Origin of the sequence: Arthrobacter sp. CAU 1506, from assembly GCF_005047635.1 — a bacterium.
Classification (GTDB): domain Bacteria; phylum Actinomycetota; class Actinomycetes; order Actinomycetales; family Micrococcaceae; genus Crystallibacter.
In genome coordinates, this window is the sequence record NZ_SUKC01000004.1 from 45,702 (window position 1) to 65,238 (window position 19,537).

The following is a 19,537-nucleotide window of genomic DNA, read 5'->3' on the forward strand; positions in this document are numbered from 1 at the left end:
TGGTCCTAGATGACCTGCGGCAGCCTTCGTTCAGTAGCCTAGGGACATGGCATTTTCCCCGCAGGGACTCAATCGGCTCCTCAACAACGCTGTTCGGGCCATAAGGGCCTTGTCCGGTTCCGGCGGTTCCGGCACCGCCGGAACCGCCGGAACCGCCGGCACGGCACGGCGGCGCGGGGCGGCAACCCGCAACCGTCCGCAGTCCCGCGGAAACGGCTCCGGCCGCGGCGCAGCGAGTAAGGGTCCAGCGGGCGGTGGCACAGGCTTGCCGTATCCCGGCGACTACCGTGGCTCCGGGACCATCAGCTACTCCCCGGCTGCCGACGGCTCCCCCGACCCGGGCGAAATCGTCTGGACGTGGGTGCCCTACGAGGAAGACTTTTCCCGGGGGAAGGATCGTCCCGTCCTGGTCATCGGGAACCACCGCGGCCGCCTGCTGGCGCTCATGATGACCTCCCGGGACCGCAACAACGCGCGCAGCCGCGACGAGGACTACGTGGACATCGGCTCCGGTGCTTGGGACTCGCAGGGCCGTCCCAGTGAGATCAAGCTGGACCGTGTTCTGCAGTTGGATCCGGAGGCAGTGCGGCGCCAAGGCGCAGTGCTCCCACGCGCCACGTTCGAGAAGGTCGCCCAGGGCATGCGCCGCCGAGGTTGGAACTGACTGCCAGGAACTGTGCTTGGAACTGACCGCGGCCGGCGTGTCAGCCAAGCACCATTCGCCCGGTGGCCAAGCACCGTTCGCCCGTCCCGGCCGTCGGCGTGTCGGCCAAACACCATTCGCCCGGCGCGGGTGCTGATCTGCTAACATTTATAGCTGTGTGTCCGCGCAGGTCGACGGGCACCTCGGGCCGGTTGCCATTACGGTGCCCCACGCCGCTCAGTCAATGACCGGACCGAATGCCCTCAAAGACCAAAGTTCCTCAACAACAGAGAGTTATTTCGTGGCCAATATCAAGTCCCAGAAGAAGCGCATTCTCACCAACGAGAAGGCACGCCAGCGCAACAACTCGGTCAAGTCCGAGCTCAAGACCGCTATCCGCGCCGTGACCGGTGCCATCCAGTCCTCCGATCAGGAAGCCGCCAACACCGCTCTGGTTGCCGCGAGCCGCAAGCTGGACAAGGCCGTCAGCAAGGGCGTTCTGCACAAGAACAACGCCGCCAACCACAAGTCGGCACTGGCCAAGCAGGTCAACGCGCTCTAAAGCGCGTCCGGCCGACAGGCCGAACCAAGCCAAGGCCGGAGGCCGTCACCCGCTCAGGGTGGCGGCCTCCGGCCTTTTCCGGTGGTTCATCCGGATTCCGGTGGTTCACCCGGATTGGGTGATCCATCCCCCTGGTCGCCGCGCTTACTCTGGCCACATGAAACGGGCCACACTCGTCACCGCACTGGCAACAGCAGCGATCCTGCTGGCAGGCTGCTCAGGTCCATCGGGAGGCGAAAGCACCGCAAGCCCAATGCAGACTGCGCCTGAAGCGACGGCTTCCCCGTCGGCGACTACGCAAGGCGCGTTGAGCGGGTTCCTGTGTTCTGCGGACAAGGACGGGGTATGGCGGGGCAAGGCCAGCCTGACGAACGTCGGCGCTGCCGCCAACACGTACACAGTCCGCTTCTCGGTGATCCGCACCGGAAGCCAGGACGTCCTCGGCATGAAGGAGGAGTCCTTCACCGTCGCGCCTGGCGATTCCACCGACGTCGCCTTCGCCAGTATCTACACCAGCAATGCCTCGGGCCTCGAGTGCGTTGCGCGGGTGACGGCGGTGCCGGCGGCCCAGTCAGGGTCGCCGGCAGAGTCCCCCGAGGGGTCGCCGGCGGAGTCGCCGGACGGCAGCTGAACCCGCAGCCGCCAGCTAGAGGAGGACCCAATCTCACCCACCGTGGGTGATGCCGGTGAGATGCCGCCTTGAGGTGGGGAAGCGTGCGGCTTCCATGCTCGCTGTGCCCGGACGCAGACCGCCGGGTCAGCCCGTTAGCGACGGGCGCTGGTGGCGATCAGCGTGACGGCCCGTTCCACGGCGTATTCCGGGTCGCGGCCTTCGCCTTTGACCTGGGCGTCGGTCTCGGCCAGCACCTGGATGCAGCGGGCCAGCGCCTCCGATTCCCACAGCCGTGCGTCCCTGCGGGCCTGGTCGAACTGCCAGGGGGCCATGCCCAGGTCCCTTGCATTGGCCGAGGCGCTTTTGACCTTGGCGATCTGGCGCAGCTTCATGGCCAGCACGGCAACGATCGGCACCGGATCCACACCGGTTGCCAGCGCGTGCCGGAGGGAGGCCAGTGCGGCGGCGCCCCGGCCGGAGATGGCAGCGTCGGCGACCTTGAAGCCGGTTGCCTCCACCCGGCCGCCATAGTACTTTTCCACGGTCTCTTCGGTGACGGCGCTGTCGGCGTCGGAAATCAATTGGGAACACGCGGCCGCCAGATCCGGCAGCGACGAGCCGACGGCGGACACCAGCGCCTGGGCCGCGGCCGGCTCGATCGCCCGACGGGCGGCCTTGAACTCCTGCCTGACAAAGTCCAGCTTGTCCGCGTCCTTCTTCATCGCCTGACAGTCAACCACGGGGGCGCCCGACGCCTTGACCGCATCAAGCAGTTTCTTGCCCCGGGTTCCGCCGCCATGGTGCAGGACCAACCAGACGTCGTCGGCCGGAGACGAGAGATAGGCGAGCGTATCCGTCAGGAACTCATCATTCATTTGCGCCAGCGAGGAGGCTTCAATGAGTTTCGCTTCGCCGAAAAGGCTGGGGCTGGCCAGCATGGTGAGCTCACCGCTGGTGTAGGAGGAAGCGTCCAGCTGCGTCAGCTCAAGATCCGGCTGCTGGCCGCGCAGCAGGTTCCGGACGCGCTCCTTGGCCCGGTGGGCCAGGTACTCTTCCGGACCGCTGACCAGCACGACGGGGGCAGGCTCGACGTCACGCCAAGAGACAGTCGCGGCGCTCTTCTTGGCGGCAGAAGCGCGGGATCCGGGGGGCGGGTTCACGTCAGGTTCCTCCTTGTTCAGGTCAAGAGTTTCACGTTCCGTGGCTTTTGCCCAAAGCCGTCCGAAACCTAGCTGCCGGTGAGCACGGCGAGCTTTCCGTGGTCGGCATCCAGCAGCACCGTCCCTAACTGGTCGGTCCGCAACACCTGCACGCCGGCGGCCCGCAGCGCGGACAGGATTTCCGCCGCCGGATGGCCATAGTCGTTCTCCGCGCCTACCGAGATAAGGGCAGCGGCAGGCCGCAGCCCGGTGATGAGCGCAGTCCCGCCGTTGCGGGCGCCGTGATGGCTGACTTTCAGGACGTCCACGGCGAAATCCGGCCCCAGACGCCGCGCCAGCTTAGGCAACTGTTCCTGCTCCAGATCACCGGTCAGAAGCATCCTCACCTCTCCCCCGCTGTCCACCCGCAGCTTCATCCCGACGACGAGGCTGGCATCGTTCTCGGACAGGCCGGCGCTGTTTTCCACGGGCCAGTGCACGGCCCAGTCAACGGCTCCGGCCGTGCCGGTTAGTCCTGCCGCGGCGCGTTCGGCGTCCAGCCCGTGGACCTGGAGCGAAGCGCGGACCGGCTCGGGCAGTGTTTCCTTCGCGCTCGAATACAGGACGCGCTCGATCTGGCGCCCGGCCAAGACGCCGTCCAGCCCGCCGTAGTGGTCCAGGTGCATGTGCGTGAGCATCAAGACATCGATCCGCTCCACGCCCAGCCCGTCCAGGCAGCGGCCCATCAGGTCAGCTTCCGGTCCGGCGTCCACCACGATGGCGCTTTGCGGGCCGGTGCGGACTACCACACCGTCCCCCTGACCCACATCGCAGGCTGCTACATCCCACGATGTCTGGGGGCCACTCGGGACCCGCAGTCCGACCAGCAGGCCAACCCCACTTCCTGCCAGCAGCGCCGGAATTGCCGTCCAGCACGCCAGCCGCAGAACCCGCCGGCGCGAATTGGCCCCGCCGTGTCCGCCGCGGCGGGACGAGTTCCCGGATGACCCGTCCTTCGAGTCCGGGTTGCTTCCGGAACTGCTGCCGACCGAGATCCGGCGGACGCCCCACAGGAGTGCCAGGCCAGCCGCGGCTGCACCGGCGGCGCCCAGCGGGCCGCCAGCCCACGGCAGTGCCGCCAGCGGCAGCTCGGAGAACCACCGGGCGACACCGGCCACCCACAGCGTCATCCATCCCGCCGTGTTCAGCACCAACATCCCGAGGCCCGGGAGGAGCGGCAGCAGGGCGGTGCCAATCATTCCGGTAATCGTGATGAAAGGAACCACCGGCCCGGCTGCCACGTTCGCCGGTATGGAGTACAGAGCCAGTTCCGGCTGCAGTTGCACAATCACCGGCGCGCAGAACACCTGGGCCGCCATCGGCATCGCCACGGCGTGGGCCAGCGGCACCGGAAGGAACCGCTGCAGCCAGCGCGAACAGGCCGCACCCAGCAGCACGAGCGACAAGGTTGCCAGCACCGAGAGGATGAAACTGTAGTTGGCGGCCAACCACGGATCCATGACGAGCAGCATCAGCACCGCCAAGGCCAGGAAAGAGAGCGACGCCCTCCGCCGCCCGCTGAGCACAGCGGCCACCCCGATGGAGCCCATCACCGCCGCCCGCAGGACACTGGGCTCGGGCCGCACCAGCAGCACGAATCCGGCGAGGCTCGCCACCCCGGCAACTGCCTTGGCCCAGCGCGGTAAGCGCACCGCCGAACCGAGCAGGTAGACGAACCCCAGCACGTAGGACACATTCGCGCCGCTCACGGTCAGCAGGTGCGTCAGCCCGGTGCGCCGCATGGCGTCTTCCAAGTCGTCGGCCTGGTGTTCCTTGTCGCCCAGCACCATGCCGGGCAGGAGTCCGCGTGCGTCCGGCGGCAGTGCAGCCAGTGCCAGGACGAACTGAGCGCGAAGACCGGAGACCCACGCGTCCAGCGGCGGTGTGGTCCGATCCGCGGGCACAGTCGACGCAATCAACAGCGCCGCCACCGCCTGGCCAGAGTCGGCCCTGACCAGGGTGCCGGACGCCCGGAGCCGCTCTCCATATCTAACGCCGGACCACTCCGGGCCGCCCAGCACCAGCACGGGCGTGTGGGCCTCAAAGCGCGTGCCCGCGGACGTTGCCTCGACGATGGTTGCCTTGAGATGGAAGCGCGGTCCGCCGCCGAATTGCTGCGACGCCTGTACCTGAGACGCGTCACCAGTGGCGACGAGGCGGGCGGTAATGGTTTCCTCTGCGGCGATGGCGCCCCCGATTGGCCCGGCAAACCGTTGTATCTGCCCCACACCCACCATCAGCGCCAGCAGTCCGGTGCAGCTGGCCAGCACCAGCACGACGGCGGTGGCTCCCGTCCCGCCGTTGCCCCGCCTGAGCCAGGGACGCCGCCTACGCTCGGGGCGCCGCCTGCCATCCTCCCGGCCATTGAGTGCGTCGGAAGGCGGGCGCCGTGACTTTAGGCCACGCTCCGGCGACGGCCGGTTCTTCGGCTGCCGTCTCCCGGTCCCGCGCAGCCCGGTCCGGAACAACCTCGCCGGAAGCAACAGGCGGGCCGACGCGCTACCGGCAGCCCCCAGAAGCAGGGCAGCCGTTGTCAGCGACACGCCGGGCGGGGCATGCGGCAAGGCCAGCGCCACTGCCCAGCAGGTCAATGCGGCGAGTCCGAGGCGGAGGTCCAGCCGCCGGGTTTCTCCCTGCGCTGCCGCGGCCGGATCCGGCGTGATGTGCTTCAGCACCAGCCGCTGCAGTTCCGCCCGGCGTCTTCCCTTGGACCGACCGCTACCCCGCCGGCCGGGGACTGCGCCGAGCGCGTCGGTTGCAGCGCCGGGGACAGGGCCACGCCCGTCGATTGCAGCGCCGGTTTCCGGGCGGCCAGAGGCGCTGCCTGTCTCCCGTTCACGGGGGACACTAGTCTCCACCGGCCCGGCGGAGATCGGCCTGCGGGCCGCATCCGCGTACCGCTGCCACCGTGCGCCGCTCACACCGTCACCAGCTCCACCAGCGCCTCAAGCATGACCGGCCCGATGCCCGGGACCGCGTCCAGATCGGACGGTTGCGCGTAAGGCCCGTGCTGCTCGCGGAACTCCACGATCCTGCCAGCCAGCACCGGCCCTACGCGCGGCAACTCCGCCAGTTCCTCGGCGCTGGCCGTGTTGATGTTGATCTTGCCAACAGGACCGCCGACTGCCCCGCCACCAGCGGCGCCGCCGCCGCTCCCGGGTCCGCCGGTGCCGCCGCCGGTCCCGCTGCCCGGCGCCGGCGGCGGTCCGACGTCGTCCGGTGTGGGCACATAGACCTGCTGGCCGTCGGTCAGAGGTGCGGCCAGGTTCAGCGCCTCGAGCCGTGCTTCCTTTCTGGCGCCGCCAGCCGCTTCGATCGCCTCGAACACCCTGGCGCCCGCGCCCAGCCGCACGATGCCTGGTGAGGCGACGGCTCCAGCCACGTGGACGATGATGAGTGTTCCGGCGTCGCCGCCGCCGTCGTCCTCGCCGCTCATACCGCCGTCAGCTTCGGCGTCTGCTCCGCCGCCACTGTTCGAGCCGTTGTCGCCGTCCGGAGGCATCGCTGGCCCTCCACCCTCGCTGGCGGCGGGTGAATCCCCGCCGCCCCCGCCGCCCTCACGGGTGTCTGGCCCCGAGGAAGGGCCGGACCGCAAAGGGATGCCGTCCACAACCGGCGCGGACGAGCGAGTCAGGTCCGCGGTCGCTATCGAAACGATCCCGTAGCCCAGACACAGCCCGGCCACGACGAAGGCGGCCCCGAGGGCAATGCGGAAGCGAGGCGTTCGCTTCAGCCGTGATGCAGCGCCGTCGCGGGCGGCTGCGGGAAGCCAGCGGTGTCGGCCCATGCGGAAACTGTAGGTCCGCGGCGCAGGCACCTTTCCTCGTCATCGGGTGTTCGTGGATGACCCGACCAGAGGCGCCGACTGTGGAGGGAATGACGCTCAGCTGAGCCAATACAACGGCGTGTCCGGCCGCGCAGTCCGCTCCGCGCCAGCCCTACGGCAGCCGCCGGTCCTCGGGGCGCTGCAGGCGCAGCCACTGGTAACCGAAGCCCTCGAGCGGCACGGTGCATGTGCCGTCCTCGGCGATTTTCACGTCCGAGTCGCCCAGCAGGTCCAGCAGCAGCACGTCCCGGAGCTTCTCCGCGGGCAAATCCTCCGTGGTCAGGTCCAGCGTGACGGTGGCCGGATCAGGTGAGAGATTGTGCAGCAGGACCATGCTGGACTCCTCCCAACTGCAGCGGTGGGCCAGCACGGACTTCTCCCGCTGCTTGAGGACCTCGAAACGCCCCCAGCCCAGCTCCGGGCACTCGCGGTAGCGCTTGATCAGCATGGCCATGAAGTTCCAGAGCGAATCCGGATCCCGTTTGGCCTGCGCGGCGTTGACGAACTGCGGGCTGAAGCCTCCGTCCACCATCGGCGAGATCAACTGTCCGGGCTCCGCGGTGGAAAAGCCCGCGTTCGGGCCATCCGTCCACTGCATGGGCGTGCGGACCGCAAGGCGGCCCTCGGCATCCAGGTTCTCCCCCATGCCGATTTCCTCGCCGTAGTACAGCACCGGGGTGCCCGGCAGGGAAAACAGCAGCGAGTACACCATCCGGATCCGGCGCGGATCCCCGTCCAGCATTGGGGGCAGCCGGCGCTTGAGTCCGCGGCCGTAGAGCTGCATCTGTTCCTCGGGCCCGAAGGCCTCGAAAACCTCTTGGCGCTCCTCGTCGGTGAGCTTGTCCAGCGTCAGCTCGTCGTGGTTGCGCGCGAACGTTGCCCACTGGTTGTCCGGATTGATGGCAGGCCTGCCCTTCAGCGCCTTGGCCAGCGGGCCCGCGTCCTGCCGGGCGAGGGACAGGTACATGTTCTGCATGGCGATGAAGTCGAACATAACGTTCAGTTCGTCGCCGTCGCTGCCGCCGAAGAAGGTCAGCTGGTCCTTGTACGGCAGGTTGACCTCGCCCAGCAGGATTCCGCCGCCGCGGCGGCGGCTCACGTAGCTTCGAAGGTCGCGCAGGACCTCGTGGGGATCCGGCAGCCCGGACCCGTCCTGTCCCACGGTTTCAAGAAAGAAGGGCACCGCGTCCACGCGGAAACCGTCGAGGCCCAGTTCCAGCCAGAAGCCCATGGCCTTGGCGATATGGTTCCTGACCTCCGGGTTGGTCACGTTCAGGTCCGGCTGATGCTTGTAGAAGCGGTGCAGGTACCACTCCCCGGTCGACTTGTCCTTGGTCCAAATCGACTGCTCCTGGTCCGGGAACACCACCTCCTTGGAGGTGTCCGGCGGCGGGTCCGACCGCCACACGTAGTAGTCCCGGAAAGGATTGTCTTTCGACTGGCGCGCGGACTGGAACCAGGGATGCTGGTCCGAGGTGTGGTTGACCACCAGGTCCGCGATGACCCGCATGCCGCGGTCCCGGGCGGTGCGCAGGAATTCCACCAGATCCCCGTGGTCCCCCAGCCGCCGGTCCACGCCGAAGAAGTCGGTGATGTCGTAGCCGTCGTCTCGCTCGGGCGTGGGATAAAAGGGCATCAGCCAGATGCAGGTGACGCCCAGTTCGGCCAAATAGTCAACGCGCTGGGCCAGACCGGCGAAGTCGCCCACGCCGTCGCCGTCGGAATCGAAATACGTCTCCACGTCCAGGCAGTAGACAACGGCTGTCTTCCACCACAGGTCGGAGGTATCGGTAATCCTCACTGGCCTCTCCTCGCTTTCCGTCCGGACGGTCCGGGGCAGTCCGTTAGCGCAGCTTCGGCAGGACCTCGCCGGCGAAGGTCTCGATGAAGGGCCGCTGCTCCTGGCCCACGAAGTGCAGGTACAGCTCGTCGAAGCCCAGGTCCAGATACTCCTGCAGCCATTCCACGTGGCGGCCGGTACTGGCCGAGACGTTGACTGCCTTGCGCAACTGGTCCTCGCCGACGTGCTCGCTCACGGCGTCAAAGTGCACGGCCGTGGCCAGGTCCGCGGCCACATGCGGGGCAAAGGTGTTGGAGCGCCACTGGTCCAGGCCGATGGTGACGGCGGCCTCCTCGGACGGCGCCCAGGACAGGTGCACCTGCAGGGCGGCCTTCCCGCGCCCGCCGTTGTCCCGGTAACCGGCCAGGACCTTCCTCAGCTGCTCCGGCGGCTGGTTGACCGTGATCAGCCCGTCCGCCCAGCGTGCGGCACGGCGGGCGGTCTCTACGCTGATCGCGGGTGCAATCAGTTCGGGCTTGGGCTCCGGCACCTCCCAGATCCTGGCGTGCTCCACGGTGACCAGACCGCGGTGGGTGACCTCCTCGCCGTCGTGCAGGCGGCGGATCACCTCCACGGACTCCTCCAGCCGCTGCTGGCGCACGTCCTTGGACGGCCAGGCATCGCCGGTGATGTGCTCGTTGGAGTTCTCGCCGCTGCCCGGCGCCATCCAGAACCGCCCCGGAAACATGACGGCCAAGGTGGCCGCGGCATGCGCGATGATCGCCGGATGGTAACGCTGGCCTGGAGCGGTGACGACGCCGAAGCGCAACGTGGTGGTGGCCAGGGCTGCACCGAGCCAGGACCAGGCGAAGCCGGAATGCCCCTGGCGCGCGGACCACGGCTCTATGTGGTCCGAGCACATGGCGGCATCGAAGCCCGCTTCCTCCGCCAGTTTCACGTCCTTCAGCAGCTGGGCGGGCGAGATCTGTTCGTGGGATGCATGGAATCCAATGACAGTCACTCCCCCATCCTTACCGAGCCCTGCACGGGTTGTCGAGGGACCGGGGCGGCGCGGAAAGTCCGTTCAGGCCAGGTGCGGGGCGGGCGGCCCGACCACCACGGCGATGACGCCCAGTCCGGTGTGCGCAGCCAGAACCGACGGCACCGGCGTGACCAGGACGTCGTCGCTGAGGTGTTGCTGCAGGGTTTCCGCGATGGCCCGGCTCTCGGATTCATTGCCGAAATAGTGCACCGAGACCCGCGGTTCGTAGTCCAGTTCCTCGATCCGGCGCACCACCAGCTGCTGCAGCCGCGCCTGCGCACGCGCGGCGGTGCGGATCTTCTCCAGCGGGACAATTGCGCCGTCGCGGATGCCGAGCAGCGGCTTAATGGACAGCAGCGAACCCAGCACGCCGGAGGCGGCGGAGATCCGGCCGCCGCGGCGCAATTGGTCCAGGCTGGGCACGTAGAAGTACACGTCCGAGCAGACTGCGGCGGCTCGGGCGCGCTCTGCCACGGTTTGCCGGTCGAAGCCGCTCTGCGCCGCGATCACCGCGTCGATCACGGCGAAGCCTTGGCCCAGCGCGGCACTCCGGGTGTCCACCACTTCCACCGGGATGCCGACGCCGTCGGCAGCCAGGCCTGCGGCCTCGATGGTGCCGGAGAGCTCGGCGGAGAGGTGGATGGAGACGATCGACTCGAAGCCCAGCTCCTCGAGCTCGCGGTAGGTCCGTTCCAGCAGCCCCGGCGACGGCCGCGACGTCTTGATGTCGCGGCCCTCGGCGAGGCCGATCGCGAGGGCGGAAGCGACGTCGTCGACCCCTTCCCCGTAGATCTGGCCGGAAATCATCACGGGCATCGGCACCACCCGGAGCCAGTCGGCGGTGTCCGGCTGGTTGACCCAGTCGGCGGGCAGTGAGGCGGCCGAATCAGTGACGACGGCGACGCGGTGCCGCGGCGGCTGGCCCGGCCGGGCAGGCGGCTGCTGCAGCAGCCGTTTGGACCGCTGCAGCAGTTGCTCGAGCCAATTCACGGGTGCCGGCCTGATCAGGCCGGAACGATGTTGACCAGCTTCGGTGCACGCACAATGACCTTGCGCACGTCGCGGCCTTCGAGGGTGCGGATGACCTGCGGCGAGGCCAGCGCGAGCTTCTCCAGTTCGTCCTCGCTGACGTCCGCCGCCACCTCCAGCCGGTCGCGAACCTTGCCGGCAACCTGCACCACGGCCGTGACCGTGTCCTGCACCAGCAGCGACTCGTCCACGGTCGGCCAGGAAGCCTTGACCACCGACGGTTCGTGGCCCAGCTGGGCCCACAGGTCCTCCGCGGTGTACGGGGCGAACAGGCTCAGGATGATGGCCACCGCCTCGGTGGCTTCGCGCACCGCCGGATCAGCCGCGCCGGGGCCGGCGTCAATGGCCTTGCGGGTGGCATTGACCAGCTCCATCAGCTTGGCGATGACCACGTTGAACTTGCCGGCGTCCAGCAGTTCCGCAGCGTCGGAGACCGTCCGGTGGGTCACCGCACGCAGGGCGCGGTCGCCGCCGTCGTACTCCGTGCCCGGAGCCGAGGCGACGTCCTGGCCCAGCCGCCAGGCCCGGGCCAGGAACTTGGCCGAGCCGGACGGCGATACGTCGGCCCAGTCCACGTCGTCCTCCGGCGGCGAGGCGAAGACCATGGTCAGCCGGACCGCGTCCACGCCGAACTTGTCCAGCTGCTCGCTCAGGTCCACGCCGTTGCCCAGCGACTTGCTCATCGCCTTGCCGCCGTTGAGCACCTGGCCCTGGTTCAGCAGTGCCCGGAACGGCTCGTCGAAATCGATCAGGCCCATGTCCTTGAGCACCTTGGTGAAGAACCGGCTGTAGAGCAGGTGCAGGATGGCGTGCTCCACGCCGCCCACGTACTGGTCCACCGGCAGCCAGCGTGCCGCCGCTTCCTTCTCGAACGGGCCCTCGGTGTAGTCGGGTGAGGCGAAACGCAGGTAGTACCAGGACGAATCCACGAACGTATCCATGGTGTCGGTATCGCGCCGCGCGGCCTTGCCGCAGTTGGGGCAGTCGGTGTTGACCCAGTCCGCGGCTGCGGCCAGCGGAGAGGTGCCCTTCGGCGACAACGCCTCGCCGCGCAGGTCGTCGGGCAGCCGGACCGGCAGCTGGTTGTCGGGCACGGGCACCTCGCCGCATTCGTCGCAGTGGACGATCGGGATAGGTGCGCCCCAGAACCGCTGGCGGGACAGCAGCCAGTCGCGCAGCCGGAAGTTCACTGTCTTCTCGCCGGTGCCGGCAGCCTGCACCAGTTCGATGGCTCGGCTGATGGCCTCCGTCTTGGACAGGCCGTCCAGCTCGCCGGAATTGATCAGGGTGCCCTCGCCGTTGGTGGCGACGCCGGTGACCGCCGGGTCCTCTTCACCGGTGTCGACGACGGCGCGCACGGGCAGGTCGAAGGTCTTGGCGAAGTCCAGGTCGCGCTGGTCGTGCGCCGGGACGGCCATGATCGCGCCGGTGCCGTAGTCGGCCAGCACGTAGTCTGCCGCCCAGACCGGCAGCTTTTCGCCGTTCAGCGGGTTCACCGCGTAGCGGCCCAGGAACACGCCGGTCTTTTCGCGTTCGGTGGACTGGCGTTCGATGTCGGAGAGCGCCTTGATCTTTTCCCGGTAGTCCATCAGCGCATCGTGGTGCTCCGGCGTGACCAGGTCCAATGCCAGGTGGGCGTCGGCGGCCACCACGAAGAACGTGGCGCCGTGCAGGGTGTCCGGCCGGGTGGTGAAAACGGTGACGTCCTTCGCCGGGCGGCCGGCGGCTTCCTCGACGGTGAAGCGGACGTGGGCACCTTCGGACCGGCCGATCCAGTTGCGCTGCATGGCCAGCACGCGCTCCGGCCAGTGGCCCTTGAGCTCGTCCATGTCGTCGAGCAGGCGGTCGGCGTACTCGGTGATCTTGAAGTACCACTGGTTGAGGCTCTTCTTGGTCACCGGGGTGCCGCAACGCTCGCACGCGCCGTTGACCACCTGTTCGTTGGCCAGCACGGTCAGGTCCTTCGGGCACCAGTTGACCGGCGAGTTCTTCCGGTAGGCCAGGCCGCGCTCGTAGAACCGCAGGAACAGCCACTGGGTCCAGCGGTAGTACTCGGGGTCCGAGGTGTGCAGCCGGCGGGACCAGTCGGCACTGATGGCGTAGCGCTTGAACGAGGCGGCCTGGGTGTCGATATTGGCGTAGGTCCACTCGCTGGGGTGGGCATTGCGCTTGATCGCGGCGTTCTCGGCCGGCAGGCCAAAGGAGTCCCAGCCGATCGGGTGCAGGACGTCGTAGCCCTTCAGCCGCCAGTAACGGGCCACCACATCACCCATGGCGAAGGCCTCCGCGTGGCCCATGTGCAGGTCGCCCGAGGGGTACGGGAACATATCCAGCACGTAGCGGCGCTCGCGCGAACCGTCGTCGGCGGGTGCGAAGACATCAAGTTCCTCCCACACGGCCGGCCATTTGGCCTCCATGGTGGAGAAACTGTACTCGTGCTGTTCCGTACCCGACTGCGTACTCACTGTGCTTGCCTCGTCCTCTTGTCTGTACTGCGCACTGGCCTGACTCCCCTAGACACACAAAAGCCCCTCAACATCGGAGGGGCGGGCCGCTGAAGCAGGGCGTGGACCCCGCGGCAGCGGCTAGCTAAGGAGCAGTGCGAACATGGCACCACTTTACCGCACGTTCACAACACATCGTCGTCGATCCAGTCGAAGGTCCGGGTGACCGCCTTCTTCCACAAGCGCAGCCGGCGCTCCCGCTCTTCCGCCGGCATCTGCGGTTCCCACACCTTGTCCTGCGCCCAGTTGCAAGCCAGTTGCTCCGTCCCTTCCCAGAACCCGACGGCGAGGCCCGCCGCGTAGGCTGCACCGAGCGCCGTTGTCTCGGTGACCTGCGGCCGCATCACCGGCACGCCGAGGATGTCCGCCTGGAATTGCATCAGGGCGTCATTGGCGACCATCCCGCCGTCGACCTTGAGGCCGGTCAGCGGCACCGCGGCGTCCGCATTGATCGCATCCAGCACCTCCCGGGTCTGGAATGCCGTGGCTTCCAGTGCCGCACGGGCAATGTGTGCCTTGGTGACAAACCGGGTCAGCCCGACCAGGGCACCGCGGGCATCTTGCCGCCAGTACGGCGCGAAAAGCCCGGAGAACGCGGGCACAAAATAGCAGCCGCCCGTGTCCGCGACGGTGCCGGCCAGCTCCTCCGCCTCCCGTGCCGACGAGACCATGCCCAGGTTGTCGCGCAGCCACTGGATCAGTGACCCGGCGACGGCGATGGAACCCTCCAGCACATACTGCGGTGCCGCGGTGCCGAGCTGGTACCCGACGCTGGTCAGCAGTCCGTGCGAGGACCGGACGATCTCCTGGCCGGTGTTGACCAGCACGAAGCACCCGGTGCCGTAGGTGTTCTTGGCCTCGCCGGGGTTGAACGCCACCTGCCCGAATGTGGCCGCCTGCTGGTCGCCGAGGATGCCGGCTACCGGAACATGGCGCAGCAACTGTGAACCGTGAACGTCCGCGTAGACCTCGGACGACGAGCGGATCTGCGGCAGCATCGCCGTCGGGATGTCGAAGACGTCCAGGATCTCCTTGTCCCATTGCAGGGTGCGGAGATCCATGAACAGCGTGCGGGAGGCGTTGGTGACGTCGGTTGCGTGCGTGCCGCCATCCGGGCCGCCGGTGAGGTTCCAGAGCACCCAGCTGTCGGTGGTCCCGAATAGCAGCTCGCCCGCCTCGGCCCGTTCACGGACTCCGTCCACATGGCGGAGGATCCAGGCCAGCTTGGTGCCGGCGAAGTAGGGCGAGAGCGGCAGGCCGGTCTGCTCGCGGAAGCGGTCAACTCCGCCGTCGGCGGCCAATTCGTCGCAGATCTGCTGCGTGCGCACGTCCTGCCAGACAATCGCGTTGTATACCGGCTTGCCGGTGCTTTTCTCCCACACCACCGTGGTTTCGCGCTGGTTGGTGATGCCGACGGCAGCGATGTCATGGCGGGTCAAGCTGGCCCGGGACAGCGCCGTGCCCACTACTTCGCGGGTGTTGTCCCAGATTTCCAGCGGGTCGTGTTCCACCCAGCCCGGCTGCGGGAAGATCTGCCGGTGCTCGCGCTGGCCGGTGGAGACCGGCGTGCCGCCGTGGTCGAAAATGATCGCGCGCGTGGAGGTGGTTCCCTGGTCGATCGCCAGTACGAAGTCCGCCATCTAAGCCCTCCACCGATTGTCCCGGGCAACTGTGCCCGGCTGCTGTTGAACCTAACCGGCGGCACAGGGCACCGTCAATTGCGTACCGCCACTTGCGTACCGACAGTTGTGGGCTGGCACTTGCGGACCGCCGCTGATGCCGCCGCGTCGCCGGACCTTGCGCGGCCGACCGTCCCACGCCGGGCCTTCCGTGGTCGGACCGTATGCCGCCGGACAGTCCCACGCCGGACCCTCCGCCGTCGACCCTCCGCGTGGCCCGACCCACGCGCCGACATGTCCCGGCTGCACTCTGCCCCGCCGTCGTGTCGGTAAAGTCGAAGTCATGGAACCTGCAGGAAGCCGGACGTGACCACCGTGGCCGAACGCGCACTTCGGCGCGAGATACTGCTCGACGGCGCGTGGGTGCGTTATTGGGAGTATCCCGGGCACGACGACGGCGCGCCCACCCTGCTGATGGTCCACGGCTTCCGCGGTGATCACCATGGGCTGGAACTGGTGGTTGACCAGCTGCCCGGATACCGCGTGATCGCCCCGGACCTTCCCGGCTTCGGCGAGTCCGAACCGCTGGCCGCCGGCAGCCACGACGTCGACGGTTACATCCGGTTCCTGGACCGTCTGGCCGGGGAGCTTGGCTTGGGCCCGCAGACCTACCTCTTGGGCCACTCCTTCGGGTCCATCGTGGTCAGCCATTATCTGGCGGCGCATCCGGGGCGTTTCCGGGCCGCGATCCTGGTCAATCCGATCAGCGAACCGGCGCTCCAGGGGCCGAAGGCCGTCGCCTCCCGGCTGGCCGGGTTCTACTATTGGGCCGGCGCCAAGCTGCCCGAACGGTTGGGCTTTGGGCTGCTGCGCAATCGCATCATTGTCCGGGCGATGAGCATCATGATGGCCAAGACCCGGGACCCGCAACTGCGCTCCTACATCCATGCCCAGCACGATGCCTACTTCAGCGCCTTCGCGAACCGCCGAGTGGTGCTCGAAGCGTTTCGCGCCTCCATCTCCGCCGACGTCGCCCAGGTTGCCGACCGACTGGACCTGCCGGTGCTCCTGATTGCCGGGGAACGCGACGACATCGGCTCCGTGCCGAGCCAGCGCAAGCTGGCCGCGGCGATACCGGACGCCCGGCTGGAAGTGATCCCCGCCGTCGGGCATTTGATTCACTACGAAACCCCGGCCCCGGCCGCCGCCTACATCCGGAACTTCATCGACGGAATGAGTGCATGAAACTCCTGATTGACGCCAGGTTCACCCGTACGGACCAGCTGGACGGCATCAGCCGCTACGGGGCGAGCCTGATTGAAGCGGCCGCCCGGCTGGTGGATGTGGGCATGCTGATCAGCGACGAGCGGCAGCTGCAGTTTTTGCCGGACGTGCCGTGGACCAAGATCAACAGTCCGCTCTCCCCTGCCGAACTTTTCGTGGCACGGCGCGTCAACAAGCTGGGCGCCGACGTGGTTGTCTGCCCCATGCAGACCATGGGCAGCTTCGGCCGCGACTACGGCCTGATCCTGACCCTCCACGACCTGATCTACTACTCGCATCCGAAGCCTCCCGGTTTCCTGCCGAAACCGGTGCAGCTGCTGTGGCGGCTTTACCACAAGGCCTACTGGCCGCAGCGCCTCCTGTTGAACCGTGCGGACACGGTCGCCACGATCAGCCGGACCACGCAGTCTTTGATGGAACGCCACCGGCTCACCCGCAAGCCCATCCGGATTGTTTCCAACGCTGCCCAGCCGCATGGTGCGCCGCGTGACCCGGCCGGCGCCCGCGACAAGACCCTTCTCTACATGGGCTCATTCATGCCGTACAAGAACGTCGAAACCATCATCGACGCCATGGTCTTGCTGCCGGATTACCAACTTCATCTGCTCAGTCCCATCCGGCCGGATCGGCAGGCTGAATTGGAGGCGCGAGCAGCGGATTCCGGCCGCTTGGTATTCCACAACGGCATTTCCGACGCCGGATACCAGCAACTGCTCCAGCGCACCACCGCGCTGGTCACCCTCTCCCGCGACGAAGGCTTCGGCCTCCCGCTGATCGAGGCCATGGCTGCCGGGACGCCGGTGATCGCCAGCGACATCCCCATCTTCCGCGAGGTAGGCGGCGGTGCGGTCACGCTGGTCGATCCGGACCAACCGGCCGACTTTGCCGCCGCGGTGGCAGCACTGGACCAGCCCGGCACCTTCCGTTCCGTCTCCGAAGCCAGCATCGCGCGGGCTGCCGGCTACGACTGGGACGAATCGGCGCGGCAACTGGTGGCAGCAGCCGAGGAAGTCATCGAGCGACGCCGCCGGGTGGGTGTGAAGAACGCGAGGTAAGGCGCAAGCCGTCAGGCCGCCGCGATGAACGCCCGGTGAAGCGCGCACGGTGTCCCTGAGCGGTGAAGCTCGGGCCGTGAAGCAATAGTCTGGCCGTCCAGCCAATCACGTACTCAACGGGTGCACGCTGTGAAGGATGGCGGCTAGAACGGTGGCGGTGTGAGGTCCGTGGCGATTCCGTTGTGGACGGCGTGTGGTGTGGGCGGATGGGCAGCTTGGTGCTTTCGCCAAGCGTCTTTGAGCCGTTCGTTCAGGTCGCTGATTTCGTGCCGTTCGAGGATGTCGGCGAGCTCCCCCGGCGGGGTGACCGTGAGCGGATCTGCCGAAGTGCTGTAGGTAAGGCCGGCTGCAGTAGTCCACTCGATAGTGCCCGGGACCGGTTGGCCTGCCTTCGCGAAGCCCGCAGTCTTCAAGCCGTGGTGGACCTTGCAGAAACAACACATGCAGTCGACATCAGTCTTCCCGCCCTTCGAGTAGGCGTGGACATGATCTATTTCGCAGTGTTCAGCCGCCCTGTTGCAGCCGGGCGCCCGACACGTCCGGTCTCTGGTGCGCAGGAACCGGCGCTGCGCCCTGGTGGGCCGGTACTGTTTGCGGTCGAGCGCGAGCACGGCACCATTGATCGGATCGGTCAGGATTCGTGTGAAGGATGTCCCATCGCCTACAAGCCGGCGTGCCACATCGGGGGCAATCGGACCGTACCCGTCGAGCTCGGCAGGCTCCTCACCGAGTCCCAGCAGCGTCAGCGCCGGGACGGTGAGGCTGGCATGTGCGGCGATCCTAGGTCCCGGTTTACCCATCCTCGGCCCCGGTGAAATGCCGGTCAGCAGTAGGTCGGAGAGAACATCCGCCCGCAACTGGGTCAGTGTCCGGGACTCCTCGGCGTCCTGTAATGAAATGGCGGTGGACTGGATCCGGTTGAACGCCGCGACCGCTTCCTCTGCCGGCAGATATGCATTCAGCCAGGCCATGCCGTCCTCGTCCGGATGTAGCTCGATCCGACGGTCCCGGCGCGCTTTGGAATGGCGGACGGTGATCGATTCGGGGTGTTCCCGCTCGCGCCGCGTCCGGGCGCGGGCTGCAAACTTGGACCGGGTCATAGCGTCCTCGGTCGCGGCCGGCAGCATGACGGCTTCGAAGTCGGTGCGGGCACCCTCAGGCAATGAACCGGCTTGTTCCACCAGTGCCTCGGCAATTCCGGCACTCGTATCCCCGGCAGACAGGGCCGCCAGCGTGTTGCGAAAAGGTCCGTGGAGCTTGAGTGCCAACGCGATCTTGTCCTGTGCTGTCCTCCGCGGAAGCCGCAGCGCGTGGGCGGCCTCATCCACCACTGAGGATTCCGCGTCGTGGCCGCTCGGACGACGCCCTTCCGGTTCGTAGGGCGTGGCCCAGGCGTCTTCCTGACTGTCCAGCGCCTGCAGGTAGAGGGCATTGAGCAGGCTGAACTTGTGCGCCTCTAGCCACGCCAACGCCTGCCCGGTTTGGACCAGCGCGAAGGCAGCCTCCTCGTAAACCATCAGGGCAGGCTCCTGCCGGCCCACTACGTCTAGCAACTCCTGACCGGACAACCGCAACCCGGCACCAGTCCCGCCCGGGCTGGCGTCGGCTGCTGCACCGGAGTCGGCCGCGGCACCGGAGGGAAGACCGGCGCCGCCAGCCGAGACATGCGCGCCAGCCAAGTCTCGTACGCGGATCAGTTCAGGAAAATTCGCGTCAGTGGGCCGATCGCAAGATTCGTCGTCAAAGAACTCCCTCGGCAGCAATCCATTCAGTGGATCCACGCACTGCTGATCCAACGAAGTATTGAGCGACGCTTCCAGCTCCGCCCAGTAGGAATCGGCTTCTGGCGAGGCATCCCAGCGACCCGACAACCAGTCAGGATCTGGATCCAGGGGAATCCCGTCCACATCAAACGCCTGCACCGCTGCATACCGGCGCGCCAACCCCACATGTGGCTCGCCTACGGCGTCGCGTCCGGAACCAGCTTGCGACTGCTCCGCCTGCGACTCGCTGGCAGCCCCCAGGCCGCGGGACGCGCATGGCATACTGCCCTGGCCGGGAGTGTCCGGCTCGCGGGATTCCAGCGGTGCGGGTGCCATGCACCTATTTTAGTAGAATGTGACTTCGAACACAATAGGTGTGGTATAGATACTACGTTCGAAAAGAAGGTGGGTATCCACTTTAACTGAAGGTGGGCTTCACCCGTCAAAGGTAAGCAACGACTTCATCGAAAGGTGGGCAATGGAGATTACGAAGGGTGGGCGACGTCCGTCCAAGAGTGCGCGTGATCGTCATACCAAAAGTGGGCGAGGAACTCGGGAGCAAGCCCGAGTCCGAAAGTAGGCCCCCCATCACGCCCATCTGCACGGGTCCGGGACAAA

General features: G+C 67.4%; 14 protein-coding genes. 5 read left to right on the top strand and 9 right to left on the bottom strand.

The annotated features are described in order from the left end of the window. The first annotated feature begins 46 nt into the window (after positions 1–46). The 3 genes from E4J89_RS06550 to E4J89_RS06560 all read left to right on the top strand — a co-directional run bounded on the left by E4J89_RS06550 (position 47) and on the right by E4J89_RS06560 (position 1,836). The gene (locus tag E4J89_RS06550) at positions 47–664 is read left to right on the top strand and encodes a type II toxin-antitoxin system PemK/MazF family toxin (protein ID WP_136785339.1); all 618 of its coding nucleotides are present in this window, start codon (positions 47–49) and stop codon (positions 662–664) included. Between the two features lie 280 nt (positions 665–944). After that, complete coding sequence (gene rpsT, locus E4J89_RS06555) at positions 945–1,205, top strand: 30S ribosomal protein S20 (protein WP_136785340.1); 261 nt, start codon at positions 945–947, stop codon at positions 1,203–1,205. 307 nt (positions 1,206–1,512) lie between these two features. After that, positions 1,513–1,836 carry a hypothetical protein gene (locus E4J89_RS06560; RefSeq protein ID WP_136785341.1) on the top strand — a complete coding sequence of 108 codons (324 nt, stop codon included), beginning with the start codon at positions 1,513–1,515 and terminating at the stop codon, positions 1,834–1,836. Between the two features lie 134 nt (positions 1,837–1,970). On the opposite strand, the gene holA is transcribed toward E4J89_RS06560, so the two are convergent. The 8 genes from holA to glpK form a co-directional block, all read right to left on the bottom strand. After that, a complete protein-coding gene (holA, locus tag E4J89_RS06565) occupies positions 1,971–2,978 on the bottom strand; it encodes a DNA polymerase III subunit delta (RefSeq protein WP_136785342.1) in 1,008 nt (335 codons plus the stop codon). Positions 2,979–3,046: 68 nt separating this feature from the next. Next, on the bottom strand, positions 3,047–5,938 hold the full coding sequence (locus E4J89_RS06570; RefSeq protein ID WP_136785343.1) for a ComEC/Rec2 family competence protein: 2,892 nt from the start codon (positions 5,936–5,938) through the stop codon (positions 3,047–3,049). After that, entirely contained in the window at positions 5,935–6,804 is an 870-nt protein-coding gene (locus tag E4J89_RS06575) for a ComEA family DNA-binding protein (RefSeq protein ID WP_136785344.1), read from the bottom strand. Before E4J89_RS06575 ends, E4J89_RS06570 begins: the two co-directional genes overlap by 4 nt. Before the next feature lie 151 nt (positions 6,805–6,955). Then, a complete protein-coding gene (locus E4J89_RS06580; RefSeq protein WP_136785345.1) occupies positions 6,956–8,644 on the bottom strand; it encodes an alpha-amylase family protein in 1,689 nt (562 codons plus the stop codon). Between the two features lie 43 nt (positions 8,645–8,687). Continuing rightward, positions 8,688–9,644: a TIGR03885 family FMN-dependent LLM class oxidoreductase gene (locus E4J89_RS06585; RefSeq protein ID WP_136785346.1), complete on the bottom strand. Its 957-nt coding sequence runs from the start codon at positions 9,642–9,644 to the stop codon at positions 8,688–8,690. A 63-nt stretch (positions 9,645–9,707) separates the two neighbouring features. Further along, a complete protein-coding gene (locus E4J89_RS06590; RefSeq protein ID WP_169303932.1) occupies positions 9,708–10,655 on the bottom strand; it encodes a DegV family protein in 948 nt (315 codons plus the stop codon). Between the two features lie 14 nt (positions 10,656–10,669). Then, on the bottom strand, positions 10,670–13,159 hold the full coding sequence (gene leuS / locus E4J89_RS06595; protein WP_276606336.1) for a leucine--tRNA ligase: 2,490 nt from the start codon (positions 13,157–13,159) through the stop codon (positions 10,670–10,672). A gap of 164 nt (positions 13,160–13,323) precedes the next feature. Next, positions 13,324–14,838, bottom strand: coding sequence for a glycerol kinase GlpK (glpK, locus tag E4J89_RS06600; protein WP_136785348.1), 1,515 nt, complete (start codon positions 14,836–14,838; stop codon positions 13,324–13,326). A gap of 345 nt (positions 14,839–15,183) precedes the next feature. Between glpK and E4J89_RS06605 the strand changes: the two genes are divergently transcribed. After that, positions 15,184–16,062 (top strand): alpha/beta hydrolase, encoded by an 879-nt coding sequence (locus E4J89_RS06605; protein WP_240691757.1) that lies wholly within the window; start codon positions 15,184–15,186, stop codon positions 16,060–16,062. Continuing rightward, the gene (locus E4J89_RS06610; RefSeq protein WP_136785349.1) at positions 16,059–17,156 is read left to right on the top strand and encodes a glycosyltransferase family 1 protein; all 1,098 of its coding nucleotides are present in this window, start codon (positions 16,059–16,061) and stop codon (positions 17,154–17,156) included. The genes E4J89_RS06605 and E4J89_RS06610 overlap by 4 nt, the downstream gene beginning before the upstream one ends. A 143-nt stretch (positions 17,157–17,299) precedes the next feature. Here the strand turns inward: E4J89_RS06610 and E4J89_RS06615 are convergent, their stop codons facing one another. Beyond that, entirely contained in the window at positions 17,300–19,255 is a 1,956-nt protein-coding gene (locus tag E4J89_RS06615; protein ID WP_136785350.1) for an HNH endonuclease signature motif containing protein, read from the bottom strand. Positions 19,256–19,537: the final 282 nt, after the last annotated feature.